Source organism: Streptomyces sp. NPDC079020 (assembly GCF_044542225.1).
Classification (GTDB): Bacteria; Actinomycetota; Actinomycetes; order Streptomycetales; family Streptomycetaceae; genus Streptomyces.
This window is the reverse complement of record NZ_JBITUB010000001.1, coordinates 745,690-760,225: the sequence shown is the minus strand read 5'-3', so window position 1 is coordinate 760,225 and position 14,536 is coordinate 745,690. Positions and strand designations below refer to the sequence as shown.

General features: G+C 72.0%; 13 protein-coding genes and 1 pseudogene. 13 read left to right on the top strand and 1 reads right to left on the bottom strand.

Translation table 11 applies throughout. The features are described 5' to 3' along the window. Nucleotides 1-66: 66 nt before the first annotated feature. From ACIGJO_RS03480 to ACIGJO_RS03460, 5 genes are all read left to right on the top strand, one after another. Complete coding sequence (locus ACIGJO_RS03480; RefSeq protein WP_399951369.1) at nucleotides 67-1,467, top strand: ATP-binding protein; 1,401 nt, start codon at nucleotides 67-69, stop codon at nucleotides 1,465-1,467. Further along, nucleotides 1,464-2,528 carry a tetratricopeptide repeat protein gene (locus tag ACIGJO_RS03475; protein WP_399951366.1) on the top strand — a complete coding sequence of 355 codons (1,065 nt, stop codon included), beginning with the start codon at nucleotides 1,464-1,466 and terminating at the stop codon, nucleotides 2,526-2,528. The genes ACIGJO_RS03480 and ACIGJO_RS03475 overlap by 4 nt, the downstream gene beginning before the upstream one ends. 61 nt (nucleotides 2,529-2,589) lie before the next feature. Beyond that, complete coding sequence (locus ACIGJO_RS03470; RefSeq protein ID WP_399951363.1) at nucleotides 2,590-2,949, top strand: histidine triad nucleotide-binding protein; 360 nt, start codon at nucleotides 2,590-2,592, stop codon at nucleotides 2,947-2,949. A gap of 14 nt (nucleotides 2,950-2,963) precedes the next feature. Continuing rightward, nucleotides 2,964-3,872 (top strand): ribonuclease Z, encoded by a 909-nt coding sequence (locus ACIGJO_RS03465; RefSeq protein WP_399951360.1) that lies wholly within the window; start codon nucleotides 2,964-2,966, stop codon nucleotides 3,870-3,872. Nucleotides 3,873-4,008: 136 nt separating this feature from the next. Beyond that, entirely contained in the window at nucleotides 4,009-5,001 is a 993-nt protein-coding gene (locus ACIGJO_RS03460; protein ID WP_399951357.1) for an adenosine deaminase, read from the top strand. Here the strand turns inward: ACIGJO_RS03460 and ACIGJO_RS03455 are convergent. Then, the gene (locus ACIGJO_RS03455) at nucleotides 4,965-6,323 is read right to left on the bottom strand and encodes an MFS transporter (RefSeq protein WP_399951354.1); all 1,359 of its coding nucleotides are present in this window, start codon (nucleotides 6,321-6,323) and stop codon (nucleotides 4,965-4,967) included. The two genes, ACIGJO_RS03460 and ACIGJO_RS03455, sit on opposite strands and share 37 nt — an antisense overlap. Nucleotides 6,324-6,734: 411 nt before the next feature. Here ACIGJO_RS03455 and ACIGJO_RS03450 point away from each other — a divergent pair, with 411 nt between their 5' ends. The 8 genes and pseudogenes from ACIGJO_RS03450 to ACIGJO_RS03415 all read left to right on the top strand — a co-directional run bounded on the left by ACIGJO_RS03450 (nucleotide 6,735) and on the right by ACIGJO_RS03415 (nucleotide 14,480). Next, on the top strand, nucleotides 6,735-7,838 hold the full coding sequence (locus tag ACIGJO_RS03450) for a carbohydrate kinase family protein (RefSeq protein WP_399951351.1): 1,104 nt from the start codon (nucleotides 6,735-6,737) through the stop codon (nucleotides 7,836-7,838). Nucleotides 7,839-8,063: 225 nt separating this feature from the next. Next, complete coding sequence (locus ACIGJO_RS03445; RefSeq protein ID WP_399951348.1) at nucleotides 8,064-10,136, top strand: PhoH family protein; 2,073 nt, start codon at nucleotides 8,064-8,066, stop codon at nucleotides 10,134-10,136. A 12-nt stretch (nucleotides 10,137-10,148) separates the two neighbouring features. After that, nucleotides 10,149-10,646 carry an rRNA maturation RNase YbeY gene (gene ybeY, locus ACIGJO_RS03440; RefSeq protein ID WP_329943959.1) on the top strand — a complete coding sequence of 166 codons (498 nt, stop codon included), beginning with the start codon at nucleotides 10,149-10,151 and terminating at the stop codon, nucleotides 10,644-10,646. Beyond that, complete coding sequence (locus tag ACIGJO_RS03435; RefSeq protein ID WP_399951345.1) at nucleotides 10,643-11,926, top strand: hemolysin family protein; 1,284 nt, start codon at nucleotides 10,643-10,645, stop codon at nucleotides 11,924-11,926. Before ybeY ends, ACIGJO_RS03435 begins: the two co-directional genes overlap by 4 nt. After that, nucleotides 11,923-12,276: an MmcQ/YjbR family DNA-binding protein gene (locus ACIGJO_RS03430; protein ID WP_266930536.1), complete on the top strand. Its 354-nt coding sequence runs from the start codon at nucleotides 11,923-11,925 to the stop codon at nucleotides 12,274-12,276. The genes ACIGJO_RS03435 and ACIGJO_RS03430 overlap by 4 nt, the downstream gene beginning before the upstream one ends. A gap of 146 nt (nucleotides 12,277-12,422) precedes the next feature. Further along, nucleotides 12,423-12,764 (top strand): annotated as a pseudogene (locus tag ACIGJO_RS03425) (XRE family transcriptional regulator); the annotation flags it as partial. 49 nt (nucleotides 12,765-12,813) lie between these two features. Continuing rightward, the gene (locus ACIGJO_RS03420) at nucleotides 12,814-13,167 is read left to right on the top strand and encodes a cytidine deaminase (protein WP_329943956.1); all 354 of its coding nucleotides are present in this window, start codon (nucleotides 12,814-12,816) and stop codon (nucleotides 13,165-13,167) included. Nucleotides 13,168-13,430: 263 nt separating this feature from the next. Continuing rightward, nucleotides 13,431-14,480, top strand: coding sequence for a beta-xylosidase (locus ACIGJO_RS03415; RefSeq protein ID WP_399951737.1), 1,050 nt, complete (start codon nucleotides 13,431-13,433; stop codon nucleotides 14,478-14,480). Nucleotides 14,481-14,536: the final 56 nt, after the last annotated feature.

Sequence of the window (14,536 nt, the reverse complement as noted above, 5' to 3'; positions counted from 1 at the left end):
ACTTCGGGGGCTGTCCCGGGCCGGACCGGGCGACGGACTGTCAGACCCGTTACGTAGGGTGAGGTCATGTCCAACGAGTCGCCTCTGATCATGAGCCTGCGCACCGCGGTCGACGCGGCGCCCGGCGATGTACCTCTGCGGCTGCATCTGGCCGAACTGCTGCTGGGCGAAGGGCAGTCCGAGGCCGCGGTCGCCCAGGCCGCCGTGGCGCTCCAGCACGCGCCGGGGGACGAGGCGGCGCGCGGACTGATGATGCGGGCGATGGGAATGCCGCCGCAGCCCCAGGCCGCGTCGCCCGCACCTTCCCCCGCCCCCGCGCCTTCCCCCGCCCCTGCGCCTGCCGCTTCCTCCGGGCCTGCCTCCGCCCCTGCGCCTGCCTCCGCCCCCGCGCCTGCCGCTTCCTCCGCGCCTGCGCCTTCCTCCGCGCCGTCCGGTGGTGGGGAGACGGCCGGGACCTCCGCCCCGGGGTTCGACTGGAAGGCCGCGGAGAACGAGATCAAGGACGCCGTCCCGCCGCGCTTCGTGACCTCGCCGGCCCCGGAGGCACCGCTCGCCGTGGACGGCGGCGGGGACCCCCGCGACGCCGCCGCCTGGGAAGCGGAGGCGCCCACCCTGCGGCTCGCCGACGTCGGCGGGATGTACGAGGTCAAGGACCGCCTCGAAGCCGCCTTCCTCGCCCCGATGCGCAACCCCGAACTGCGCAAGCTGTACGGCAAGAGCCTGCGCGGCGGCCTCCTGCTGTACGGACCGCCCGGCTGCGGCAAGACGTTCATCGCCCGCGCCGTCGCTGGCGAGCTCGGTGCCCGGTTCATCTCCGTCTCGGTCAACGACGTCCTCGACATGTGGATCGGCAACTCCGAGCGCAACATGCACGAGGTCTTCGAGACCGCCCGCCGCCAGGCGCCCTGTGTGGTGTTCCTGGACGAGCTGGACGCGCTGGGCGCCAAGCGCAGCCGTACGGCGAGCAGCGGCATGCGCAACACGGTCAACCAGCTCCTGACCGAACTGGACGGCGTCGACGGCGCGAACGAGGGTGTGTTCGTGCTCGCCGCCACCAACGTCCCCTGGGACGTGGACATCGCGCTGCGCCGCCCCGGCCGGCTGGACCGCACCCTGCTCGTCCTGCCGCCCGACGCCGCCGCGCGCGAGGCGATCCTCCGCTACCACCTGCGCGAGCGGCCCATCGAATCGGTCGACCTCAAGAAGCTCGTCAGGGCCACCGAGGACTTCTCCGGCGCCGATCTCGCCCATCTCTGCGAGTCCGCGTCCGAGACCGCCCTGCTCGACTCGGCCCGCACCGGCACCGTCCGGCTGATCAACATGAAGGACCTGCTGGCCGCCGCGAAGGCCGTACGGCCCTCCACCGAACCGTGGTTCGCGACCGCCCGCAACGTGGCCATGTTCGCCAACGACGGCGGCAGTTACGACGACCTGCTGGCCTACCTGAAGAAGAAGCGCCGACTGTGACCACTACGCACCCGCTCACCGAACAGGCCCACGCCCTGCACTCCCTGGGCCGTTACGACGAGGCCAAGGCGCTGCTGGCACGCCGGCTGGCGGAGGACCCCCAGGACGGCAAGGCCTGGGTCCAGCTCGCCCGCTGCCATCTGAGCCTGCGGGAGTACGGGGAGGTCGTCACCACGACCGGCGAGGCCCTGCGGGCCGACCCCGAGGACTGGGACGCGCTGATCGTGCGGACCTACGGGCTGCGCCGTTCGAGCCGCCGCGACGAGGCGCTGGCCGCCGCCCAGGAGGCCGTCCGGCTCGCCCCCGAGTCGTCGGCGGCGCATGTCGCGCTGTCCGAGGCGATCATGGCCTGGCAGGAGCGCTGGCCCGAGGCGTTCGCGACGGCCGAGCACGCGGTCCGGCTCAACCCCGAGTACACCGGGGCGTACTACGGCCTCTGGAAGGCGTCGCTGACGGTGGGCCGGGCCGACGCCCGGGAGTTCGCGGTCCGGCAGACCCTGCGGCTGGACCCGGAGGACGCCTGGGCGCTGGAGGAGTTCGCGAGCATGCAGGGCGCCGCGAAGGACGTCCGGCTCCCGGCGAAGGCATCGGCGTACGCGGACGCGCTCGCCGCGGACCCGGCCTCCGCGACGCTGCGCGCCAGGCTGGACAACACCGTGTTCCGGATGCTGCGCGGCACCCGCTGGCTCGCGGTGCTCAGCCTCTGCATCGCGGGTGTGTCGATCGATCTCTTCCCCACCGACGGCGAGGCCCCCAGGGACCTGCCCCTGTCCCTCGGCGCCCGGCTTTACGCACTCCTGATGATGGCCGTGGCCTGGGGCCTCGGCGCCCTGCTCCGCTACCGCAAGCTGCGCTCCGGTATCCGGCTCAGCCTCCGGTCCCTGCTCAGCCGGATGTTCTGGGCGCGGCTGGTGCTCGCGCAGGCGGTGTGGGGGACGCTGCTGGCGGTCGTGATGGTCCTCGTCCCGTGGAGCGGACGCGGAGTCCCCCAGGTGCTGTTCTGGACGGGCCTCGTACCGGTCCTGCTGACGATCTGGTTCGACCGGCCGCGGACCCGTTGAGCGGACCGGGGCCGGATAGCATGCGCGTGTACTGATCACCGACGAGCGAGGAGGCCCGGCCATGGCGGGAGAGCCGCAGACCGACTGCCTGTTCTGCAAGATCGTCTCGGGAGACATCCCGGCGACCATCGTCCGCGAGAGCGACACCACCGTCGCCTTCCGCGACATCAACCCGCAGGCCCCGACGCACATCCTGGTCATCCCCAAGGTGCACTACCCGGACGCCGCCTCGCTCGCCGCCGCCGAACCGAAGATCGCCGCGGACATGCTGCGCGAGGCCGGAGCGGTCGCCGCCGAAGAGAAGATCGACGGCACCGGCTACCGCCTGGTCCTCAACACCGGCTCCGGTGCCGGCCAGACCGTCTTCCACGCGCACGCCCATGTGCTGGGAGGCCGCGGCCTCCAGTGGCCCCCCGGATAACGGACACTCCCGCCATGTCCGCACGAGAGCTGGTGGTGCTCGGCACCGCCAGCCAGGTCCCCACCCGGCACCGCAACCACAACGGCTATCTGCTGCGCTGGGACGGTGAGGGCATCCTCTTCGATCCCGGCGAGGGGACCCAGCGCCAGATGCTCCGGGCCGGTGTCGCCGCGCACGACATCAACCGCATCTGCGTCACGCACTTCCACGGCGACCACTCGCTGGGCCTGGCCGGAGTGATCCAGCGGATCAACCTCGACCAGGTCCCGCACCCCGTCACCGCGCACTACCCGGCGAGCGGGCAGCACTTCTTCGAGCGGCTGCGGTACGCGACCGCCTACCGCGAGTCCGTCCGGCTGACCGAGGCCCCGGTCGCCACCGACGGGGTGCTGGCCGCCACCGGCTCGTACACCCTCGACAGCCACCGGCTCTCGCACCCCGTCGAGTCCTACGGCTACCGGCTGACCGAACCCGACACCCGGCGCATGCTGCCCGACCGGCTCGCCGAGCACGGCATCCGCGGCCCGGACGTCGGCCGCATCCAGCGCGAGGGGGCACTCGGCGCGGTCACCCTCGACCAGGTCTCCGCGCACCGGCGCGGACAGCGGTTCGCGTTCATCATGGACACCAGGCTCTGCGACGGCGTGTACACGCTCGCCGAGGGCTGCGACATGCTGGTCATCGAGTCGACCTTCCTCGACGAGGACGAACGGCTCGCCACCGACCACGGCCACCTGACCGCCGGGCAGGCGGCCCGGGTCGCGAAGGAGGCGGGTGTACGGCACCTGGTGCTGACCCACTTCTCGCAGCGGTACAACGACCCGGGGCTCTTCGGGACCCAGGCCCGCGCCGCCGGGTTCGAGGGCGAACTGACCATCGCCCGGGACCTGATCCGGGTCCCGGTGCCCACCCGGCACCACTGAAACCACGGCCGGCACTTCTGAACCACGGCCGGCACTTCTGAACCACGGCCGGCACCTCTGAACAGCGGGCCCGGCACCCGGCAACGGAAGCCGGCACCCGGAACACATCAGCACCACCATCTGTGAGCGAGACGACGTGCACCTCCCCAAGGCAGAACTCCACCTCCACATCGAAGGCACCCTCGAACCCGAGCTGGCCTTCGCGCTCGCCGAACGCAACGGGGTGCAGCTGCCGTACGCCACCACGGAAGAGCTGCGCACCGCCTACCTCTTCGACGACCTCCAGACCTTCCTCGACCTCTACTACGCGCTGATGGCGGTACTGCGGACCGAGGACGACTTCACCGAGCTCGCCGACGCCTACCTCACCCGCGCCGCCGCCCAGGGCGTACGGCACGCGGAGATCTTCTTCGACCCGCAGGCGCACACCGCGCGCGGTGTCCCGATCGGCACCGTGATCGAGGGCCTCGGCAGGGCGCTGGAGCGAAGCGAGGAGACGCACGGCGTCTCCACCCAGCTGATCCTGTGCTTCCTGCGCGACCTGTCCGCCGCGTCGGCACTGGAGACCCTGGAGGCCGCGAAGCCGTATCTGCACCGGATCAGCGCCGTCGGCCTGGACTCGGCGGAGGTCGGCCACCCGCCCGCCAAGTTCCGCGAGGTCTACGAGGCCGCCGGGGCCCTCGGCCTGCGCAAGGTCGCCCACGCGGGGGAGGAGGGACCGCCGGAGTACATCCGGGAGGCACTGGACGTCCTCGGCGTCGAGCGCGTCGACCACGGTCTGCGCTGTATGGAGGACCCGGAGCTGGTGCGGAGGCTGGCCGCGGACCGGGTGCCGCTCACGCTCTGCCCGCTGTCCAACGTACGGCTGCGCGCCATCGACCTCCTGGAGGAGCACCCCCTGCGGGCCATGATGGACGCCGGGCTGCTCTGCACGGTGAACTCCGACGACCCCGCCTACTTCGGCGGGTACGTCGGAGACACCTTCCACGCGGTCCACGAGGCGCTCGCCCTGGACAACGAGCACCTGCGCACGCTGGCCCGCAACTCCTTCGAGGCGGCCTTCCTCGACCACGACGAGGAGCGCAGGGCGCGCTACCTCTCCGAGGTCGAGGCGTACGCGTTCGACTGACCGGACCCGCCCGCCGGACCGGCCGCGCGGAACGCGTTCCGGCCCAGGCGCCTGCGGCGCAGGGCGGGCACCGCGAGCTCCGTGACGGCCTGTTCCGGCGAGCCGAGCTTGGGCACGGCGCCGGGCAGGCCACCGGTGGTCGCGGCGAGCAGGGCCGCCGGGGCGCCACCGCGCCGCCGGACCGAACCGGGCACCAGCGGACGTCCACCGGTGTGCAGCGCGACGGCGGTGACCGGGGCGGCCACCAGGAGCGTGGCCGCCCCCAGGATCAGGCCCATCACCGCGTACCCGGCCTGCTCGGAGAGCACACTGCCCAGGAGCGGGCCGCAGGCCACCCCGACCGACGAGGCGGAGCCCGCGAGGACCGCCCAGCGACCGCGTACGTCCAGGGACGCGGCGAGGCCTATCAGATACGACAGGACCACCGGGTAGAAGGTGTTCCACAGGATCTCGCCGACCGCGAACGAACCGAGGTCCTGTGCCGAGGAGCTGAGCACGATGCTCATCGCGATGATCATCGTGCCGAGACCGATCGGCACCGCGCGGCCGAGCCGGGCCCCCAGCACTCCGGCGCCCATCACCCCGAGCAGTCCGGCACCGAGCGCGGCGGCGAACACGGCGCCGACGGTGACCTCGGAAAGCCCCACCTGCGCGACACCGATCCGGCTGCTCACCCCCCACAGGGCGTTCTGCGCCATGGACCAGATGAGCATGCCGCCCGCCAGCACCAGTCCGGAGCGGCGGTGCGGCAGCCGTCCGGAGGCCTGCGCCGGGCTCTGCCCGCCGGTGGAACCGCCGAGCCGGGCCGTGGCGGGCCAGACGAGCAGGGCGACCAGCGCGATCGAGGCGAACGGCAGCCGGTGACCGCCGCCCAGGTGCGGGATCGTCAGATAGAGGGCGCCCGCGGTGGCGGAGACAGCGAGCAGCCCGAGCGACGAGGTGCGGTGCGGATCGCGCTGGGCGGCGATCCCGGCCGCGGCGACCGCGGTCGCCGTACCGGAGCCGAGCCCGCCGACCATCGCGCCCAGGACCACCAGCGGGACGGACCCGGCCAGCGCGGCGCAGCCGTATCCCGCCATCGCCAGGACCAGTCCGATACGCGCCGGTCTCCGTGCCCCCCACCGCTCGACGCGGCCCGCCAGGGTGAAACCGGCGGAGGCCGAACTCAGCAGCAGGGCACTGCCGACCATGCCTGCCTGGGCGGCACTCAGGCCCAGGCAGACGCTGAGCCGGCCGACGATGGTGGGGAGCAGATAGGCGGCGAGGTAACCGGCGGTGAACACGGCGACCAGGGGCCACGCGGCGCGAGGGCGCGAGGACATGGGCGTTCCTGAAGACATGCCTGAGAAGGCAGGGAGGCGGTACGGGGAGGGTGAAGACACAGGGGTGGAGCGCGGCGGCGGAGCCGAGGGGTGAAGACAGAGGTGGAGCAGGGGAGGGCAACGCGGGGGAATGAGCGGAGATGTGGCACTCGCCGGTAATCGGTCGCCAACGGTGCTCGCGGGCCAATTTGTATCAAGTGCTCCCAGCTGACCGAAAGTCACTTCAGTGTGATCTGAGTCACACGTGCGTTTGTGCGCTTCCAGGCCGGGTAGCAGCACATGTTTATGCAGGTCAGGGTTGCCGTGAGCAGTGCGGCGCGGATGCTCCGCTCACAAGAGCGAATCGGGCACACTGGCCGGATCGCACAGGTAATCGCAGCGACCAGATCCGCCACGGCCGGGGAGCGCACGGTGAGCACAGATATTCCAGGCATCGACCCGCTGCTGGCGCTGCGCGCCCCGCAGGATCCCGCCTGCGACGTCTTCCTGACCGGCACGGTCTTCCTCGACATCATCTTCACCGGACTGGACAGCGCCCCGGTGCGCGGCACCGAGTCCTGGGCGCGCGGCATGGGCTCCAGCCCCGGTGGTGTGGCCAACATGGCCACCGCCCTCGCCCGGCTCGGACTGCGCACGTCACTGGCCGCGGCCTTCGGCGACGACCACTACGGGGAGTACTGCTGGGACGCCCTCGAACAGGGCGAGGGCATCGACCTGTCGATGTCGCACACCGTCCCGGGCTGGCACTCGCCGGTCACCGTCTCCATGGCCTACGAGGGCGAGCGGACGATGGTCTCGCACGGCCACGAGGCCCCGGCCCCCGCCACGGCCACCGTGCCCGGCCGGACGTTCCCGCACTGCCCGCCGCGCGCCAGGGCCGCCGTAGCCTCACTCACCCCGGGCCGCGGCGAACCCTGGGTGGCCGCCGCCGCCCGGCACGGCGCCCGGATCTTCGCCGACGTCGGCTGGGACGAGACCGGCCGCTGGGACCTGGACAGCCTGCCCGACCTGGCGCACTGCGAGGCCTTCCTGCCCAACGCCGAGGAGGCGATGCGCTACACCCGCACCGACTGCCCGCGCGCCGCCGCCCACGCCCTCGCCGAACGCGTACCCCTGGCCGTGGTCACCCTGGGCGCGGAGGGCGCCTACGCCATCGACGCGCGGACCGGCACCGCCGCCGAGGTACCCGCCATCGCCGTGGCCGCGCTCGACCCGACCGGGGCCGGTGACGTCTTCGTCGCCGGATTCGTCACGGGGACCCTCGCCGACTGGCCGCTGGCCGACCGGCTGGCCTTCGCCGGGCTGACCGCGGCCCTCTCGGTCCAGGAGTTCGGCGGCTCACTGTCCGCGCCGGGCTGGGCGGAGATCGCCGCGTGGTGGCAGCAGGTGCGCACCTGTGCCGACCAGGACCCGGTCGCGCTGGAGCGGTACGCCTTCCTTGAGGAACTGCTGCCCGCGGCCGCCCGCGCCTGGCCGCTGCGCCGGGCGGTCCCGACGATCGGCTTCCGCCAGTGATCCGGCCGCCCGTCACGCAGTGAACCGGCCGCCCGTCACGCAGTGAACCGGCAGTCCGCTCACGCAGTGATCCGGCCGCCCGTCACGCAGTGAACCGGCAGTCCGCTCACGCCCGGTAAAACCTCTCGGCGTTGTCGGCAGTGAGTCGTAGGCTTGGTAATCCAGAGGTTGTCGAGCAGCGAGAACCCTGCAACGGGAGGTATGCGCAGGCCCGAGGGCCGGCCCATGACTCAGACACCCACACAGCCGCAGGCGCGTGCCCAGATCAGGATTCCGGCCGCACACCCCATGGTGATGCTCCTCGGATCGGGCGACTCGCTGCTGCGCGTGATCGAAACGGCGTTCCCGGCGGCCGACATCCATGTCCGGGGCAATGAGATCAGTGCCACGGGCGAGGCGGCCGATGTCGCCCTGATCCAGCGCTTGTTCGACGAGATGATGCTGGTGCTCCGCACCGGGCAGCCGATGACGGAGGACGCAGTGGAACGGTCGATCGCCATGCTCCGGGCGAGCGGCGACGGGCAGGGAGACCCCCAGGGCGAGACACCCGCCGAGGTGCTCACCCAGAACATCCTCTCCAGCCGCGGCCGCACCATCCGCCCCAAGACCCTCAACCAGAAGCGGTACGTCGACGCGATCGACAAGCACACGATCGTCTTCGGCATCGGTCCCGCCGGTACGGGCAAGACCTATCTCGCCATGGCGAAGGCGGTCCAGGCACTCCAGTCCAAGCAGGTCAGCCGGATCATCCTGACCCGGCCCGCCGTCGAGGCGGGGGAGCGGCTCGGCTTCCTGCCCGGCACGCTCTTCGACAAGATCGACCCGTATCTGCGCCCGCTCTACGACGCCCTGCACGACATGCTCGACCCCGACTCGATCCCGCGGCTGATGGCGGCGGGCACGATCGAGGTGGCGCCGCTGGCCTATATGCGCGGGCGCGCGCAGCCGGTCTTCACCGACGTCCTCACACCGGACGGCTGGCGCCCCATCGGAAGCCTCCGGGTGGGCGACCTGGTCATCGGCTCCGACGGTGAGCCGACCCCGATCCTCGGCGTCCACCCGCAGGGCGAGAAGGACATCTACCGTGTCGGCGCCCAGGACGGATCCTGGACCCTGTGCTGCGGCGAACACCTGTGGACGGTCCGTACCGACTCCGACCGCCGCGGTGACGAGCCGTGGCGGGTCCTGGAGACCAAGGAGATGATCGGCGGCCTCGGCGCCGCGCCCGCCCGCCGCTACGAGCTGCCGATGCTGACGGCGCCGGTGAGTTTCCCCGGGCGCGAGGTCCCGATGGACCCGTACGCGCTGGGGCTGCTGCTCGGCGGCGGAAGCCCGGCCGGATCCACCGCGCCCTCGCTCGCCGCGGCGGACACGGAGCCGGCCGAAGCGCTGGAGGGGGCCCTCCCCGGCGTCACCTCGTGGCACCCGACCCGGCCGGACCACGCACCGGACCGGACCGGGGAGCCGGGCGATGTGATCACGCTGGAGAACCCGGTCACCCGGGTCCTGCGGCAGCTGGATCTCCTCGGGACCGCGCCGCACTCCACGTTCGTCCCGGACGGCTATCTGCACAATTCCGCCGAGGTGCGGCTCGCGCTGCTCCAGGGCCTTCTCGACGCCGACGGCGGTCCGGTCCCGGGGGAGGACCGCAGCTGCCGTGTCCAGTACACGACGGCGTCGATCGTGCTGCGTGACGATGTGATCGCCCTCGTGCGTTCGCTCGGCGGCGTCGCGTACACCCGCACCCGCTGCGCCGAAGGGCGGGAGGCGCACCACCGCTACGACGCCCATGTCATCGACATCCGTCTTCCCCAGGGCATCGAGCCTTTCCGTCTCGCCCACAAGGCGGAGCAGTACGAGGCTGCCGGGGGCGGCGGACAGCCCATGCGCTTCATCGACAGCATCGAGCCGGCGGGCCGTGAGGAGGCCGTCTGCATCCAGGTGGCGGCCGAGGACTCGCTCTATGTCACGCAGGACTACCTGCTGACGCACAACACCCTCAATGACGCCTTCATCATTCTCGACGAGGCGCAGAACACCAGCGCCGAGCAGATGAAGATGTTCCTCACCCGGCTCGGCTTCGACTCGAAGATCGTCGTCACGGGTGACGTCACCCAGGTCGACCTTCCGAGCGGCACGAAGAGTGGTCTGCGGCAGGTTCAGGACATCCTGGAGGACATCCCGGACGTGCACTTCTCCCGGCTCACCTCCCAGGATGTCGTCCGGCACAAGCTGGTCGGCCGTATCGTCGACGCGTACGAGAAGTACGACAGCCGAGACAGCCACAACGGGAAGTAGTCGCAGCGCACCATGTCGATCGATGTCAACAACGAGTCCGGAACCGAGGTCGACGAGCAGGCGATCCTCGACATCGCCCGCTACGCACTCGCCCGGATGCGGATCCACCCGCTGTCCGAGCTCTCGGTGATCGTGGTGGACACCGATGCCATGGAGCAGCTCCACATCCAGTGGATGGACCTCCCCGGTCCGACGGATGTCATGTCCTTCCCGATGGACGAACTGCGTCCGCCGGCCAAGGACGACGCGGAGCCCCCGCAGGGGCTCCTCGGTGACATCGTGCTCTGCCCGGAGGTCGCGAAGAAGCAGGGCGAAGAGGCGGAGACACAGCACTCCATGGACGAGGAGCTCCAGCTCCTCACCGTCCATGGAGTGCTGCATCTGCTGGGCTACGACCACGAGGAGCCGGACGAGAAGGCCGAGATGTTCGGCCTTCAGGCGGCCATCGTCGACGGCTGGCGCGGCGAGCGCGGGCTCACCGGCGCGTCGCCCGCCCCCACCGTCTCGTGAGCGTCCCACTCATCACCGGCGCCGTCCTGCTGGTCGTCGTCGGCTGGCTGGCGGCCTGCGCGGAGGCGGGCATCGCCCGCACATCCAGCTTCCGGGCGGCGGAGGCGGTCCGGGCGGGGCGGCGCGGCAGCGCCAAGCTGGCCCAGGTCGCGGCCGACCCGACCCGCTATCTCAATGTCGCCCTGCTGGTGCGGGTCGCCTGCGAGATGTCCGCCGGGGTGCTCGTCACCTACGTCTGCCTGAAGGAATTCCCGGAGACCTGGGAGGCCCTGGCCGTCGCCATGGGGGTGATGGTCCTGGTGAGCTATGTCGCCATCGGGGTCTCCCCGCGCACCATCGGCCGTCAGCACCCGCTGAACACGGCGACGGCGGCGGCGTACGTCCTGCTGCCGCTGGCCAGGGTGATGGGCCCGATTCCCCAGCTGCTGATCCTCCTCGGCAACGCGCTGACGCCCGGCAAGGGCTTCCGCAAGGGCCCGTTCGCGAGTGAGGCCGAACTGCGGGCGATGGTCGACCTCGCGGAGGCGGAGTCGCTGATCGAGGACGACGAGCGCCGCATGGTGCACTCGGTCTTCGAGCTGGGCGACACGCTCGTGCGCGAGGTCATGGTGCCGCGCACCGACCTGGTCTGCATCGAGCGCTACAAGACGATCCGTCAGGCCCTGACGCTCGCCCTGCGCTCCGGTTTCTCGCGGATCCCGGTCACCGGGGAGAACGAGGACGACATCGTCGGCATCGTCTACCTCAAGGACCTGGTCCGCAAGACGCACATCAACAGGGAGTCGGAGGCCGATCAGGTCTCCACGGCGATGCGGCCCGCGGCGTTCGTGCCGGACACGAAGAACGCCGGGGACCTGCTGCGCGAGATGCAGCAGGAACGCAGCCATGTCGCGGTCGTCATCGACGAGTACGGCGGCACGGCGGGCATCGTCACGATCGAGGACATCCTGGAGGAGATCGTCGGCGAGATCACCGACGAGTACGACCGCGAGCTCCCGCCGGTCCAGGAGCTGGAGAACGGCTGCTACCGGGTGACCGCGCGCCTGGACATCGGGGACCTCGGCGACCTGTTCGGGATCGACGAGTACGACGACGAGGACGTGGAGACGGTCGGCGGCCTCCTCGCCAAGGCGCTCGGCCGGGTCCCGATCGCCGGAGCCTCGGCACCGGTCGACCTGCCCGACGGCCGGAAGCTCCGGCTGACCGCGGAGTCCCCGGCGGGCCGCCGGAACAAGATCGTCACGGTGCTGGTGGAGCCCGAAGGGATGCGAGCGGAATGACGCCGGAGCGGCTGAGGGCGTTCTGCCTGGAGTTCAACGCGAGCGCGGAGGAGTTCCCGTTCGGTCCGGAGACCTCGGTCTTCAAGGTGCTCGGCAAGATGTTCGCGCTGAGCACGCTGGACGCGCGGCCGCTGACGGTCAACCTGAAGTGCGACCCGGACGAGGCGGTACGGCTGCGCGAGGAGCACGCCGCGATCGTGCCCGGCTGGCACATGAACAAGCGTCACTGGAACACGGTGACGGTCTCCGGGGTGCCGGACCGGATGCTGCGCGAGCTGATCGAGGACTCCTACGACCTGGTCGTGGCGGGCCTGCCGAGAGCGGAACGGCTGCGGCTCGACCGGCCGTAGACCGGGCGGACGGGCGGGATACGTCGAGCAGGGGCGGGCCCGGTCCGTGGCGTGAGAGCCACGGACCGGGCCCGCCCGGCGATGCGGGTGGTACGAGGTGGCGCGGCGGCCGGGCGACTTGGCGCCCCGCCCGCCCCCCCGCACGGCTCGCCCCGCAGGTCGTGGCGCAGTTCCGGGCGGCCTGCTCGGAGTGCCCGGACGACGAGGGGTTCCGGGCCGTCGTCGACGAGGCGAAGGCGGCGAGCGCCGAGTTCACCGAGCTGTGGGAGCGGCGCGACATCGCCCCGGGCGGCCAGATCCGCAAGGAACTGGTGCACCCCGTGGTCGGTGTCCTGGCCGTGGAGTCCACCCAGCTGAGAGTCCCGGCCCGCCCCGACCTGGCGATCGTGCTGCACACCCCGCTGCCGGACACCGGCACGGAGCGCACGCTCCAGTGGCTGGCCTCGCCGGAGGGCCGGCGCGGCTCGCTGTACCCGGTCCCGGGATGAGGACACCCCGTCGCCGCGCCCGGGTCCGCACCCTTCGTATGCTCATGCCATGACTGAGACCACCGACCTCGGCCCCGAGGACCGCAAGATCGTCACGCTGGCACGCAGCGCCCGCGCCCGCAACGGTGTGCCGGAGGGCGCGGCCGTACGGGACGAGACAGGGCGTACGTATGTCGCGGGCACGGTGGCGCTGGAGTCGCTGAAGCTGAGCGCCCTGCAGACCGCCGTCGCGATGGCCGTGGCCAGCGGTGCCACCTCCCTGGAGGCCGCGGCGGTCGTCTCCGCCGCCGAGACCCCGTCGGACGCGGACCGGGCGGCCGTACGGGACCTGGGCGGGCCGGACACCCCGGTGCTGCTCGCCGGACCCGACGGCACCGTACGGGTCAGGGTGTCGGCGGGCTGACCCCGCGGGGGAGCGGTGCGCGGGTGCCCGCGCTTCGGGATGGGCCCGCGCCGCGTGACATGTGCCCGCGCCGCCGGGGTCCGGCGGCTGGCCGGTGACGGTCCGGCGGCGGTCCGGGATCATGCCAGCATCTGATGGGCCATCAGTCGGTGCCCCTCGTCTCCATTGACTTCTTTTCGGCCGGGCCCGTCAATGGCCCCCTGCCGGCGCGGAAGAGCCGCTGCGCCGTATCCCGCAGGAGGTCACCCGTGTTCGTAGGAGCAATCAGGCGAAGATCCCCCGCCCCGCGGCGCCGCTGGGCCGCCGCGCTGGGCGTCACCGCACTCGTCGTCGCCGGGACGGGGGCGCTCGGCAGCCCGGCGGGGGCCACCGCGACGGCCTCCGCGGAGGTGGACTTCCCCACCCACTGCATTCCGCCGCCCATCGCCGGGATCCCGGCCATCGACGGCACGACCACCGCGCGGATCACCGTCGACAACGCGGCGCCGAAGGTGGGCGACACCGTCACGGTGACGTACACCGTGGCCGAGCCCGCCGCGAGCAACCCCGTCGATCTCGCGCTGCCCGCCGACATCATGACGCCGAGCGGGCGGGTCACCGTCGCCGGTGCGCAGTCCGCCGAGGTCAGCGTCGCCGGTCCGAAGAAGAACGACCCCGTTCCCGGCAAGGGAGCGTTCCCGTCGTTCTCGATGACGGGCACGTTCCTGGTCACCGCGCCCGGTGAGATCACGTTGTCGCCCGGCGACTACAACATCCACACCAGCTACATCATGGAGCTGGACACGCCCTGCACGGTGACCGATCCGCCCGCCCCCGTCTCCTTGACGATCACCGCCACGGACGGCGGCGGCGGGACTCCCGACGGCAGCCAGCGGCTCACCGCGTCCGTGCGGGCGGGCACGCTCTCCATGGTCCAGGACGGGGACGCCGTCGAGATGTCGGCGGTCGACTTCGGCCGGGGCGGTGCCTCCCGCGGCTCCCTGCGGACGGTGACGGTCGAGGACTACCGCGGCGGCCCCGCGGGCTGGTCCCTCACCGGCCGGGTCACCGACTTCCGGGGCCCCGGCGGCGCGAACGTCGGTGCCGACGCGCTGAGCTGGACCCCGGTCTGCGCGACGAAGCCGGGCAGCCCGAGCACCTGCGCGGCCGGTTCCGCGGGCACGGTCGGCGGCGCGGGCGCCACGCTGGCATCCACCCCGGACGGGGCCTCCACCGGAGGCGAGTTCACCGTCGACGCCCGGCTCGCGCTGAACATACCGGCGTACACCGCCACCGGCGCGTACTCCGGAGTGCTGACGCTCACCCTCACCTGAGGGCGCGGTACTGACCCACCGGTGGGCGGTCCGCGAACGCACCCGGCCCGCCCACC

Excerpts from the sequence above, each read along its gene's own strand:
- ACIGJO_RS03480 (WP_399951369.1), top strand. The coding sequence starts at position 67 with ATGTCCAACGAGTCGCCTCTGATCATGAGCCTGCGCACCGCGGTCGAC.
- ACIGJO_RS03470 (WP_399951363.1), top strand. The coding sequence starts at position 2,590 with ATGGCGGGAGAGCCGCAGACCGACTGCCTGTTCTGCAAGATCGTCTCG.
- ACIGJO_RS03465 (WP_399951360.1), top strand. The coding sequence starts at position 2,964 with ATGTCCGCACGAGAGCTGGTGGTGCTCGGCACCGCCAGCCAGGTCCCC.
- ACIGJO_RS03455 (WP_399951354.1), bottom strand. The coding sequence starts at position 6,323 with ATGTCCTCGCGCCCTCGCGCCGCGTGGCCCCTGGTCGCCGTGTTCACC.
- ACIGJO_RS03445 (WP_399951348.1), top strand. The coding sequence starts at position 8,064 with ATGACTCAGACACCCACACAGCCGCAGGCGCGTGCCCAGATCAGGATT.
- ybeY (WP_329943959.1), top strand. The coding sequence starts at position 10,149 with ATGTCGATCGATGTCAACAACGAGTCCGGAACCGAGGTCGACGAGCAG.
- ACIGJO_RS03430 (WP_266930536.1), top strand. The coding sequence starts at position 11,923 with ATGACGCCGGAGCGGCTGAGGGCGTTCTGCCTGGAGTTCAACGCGAGC.
- ACIGJO_RS03420 (WP_329943956.1), top strand. The coding sequence starts at position 12,814 with ATGACTGAGACCACCGACCTCGGCCCCGAGGACCGCAAGATCGTCACG.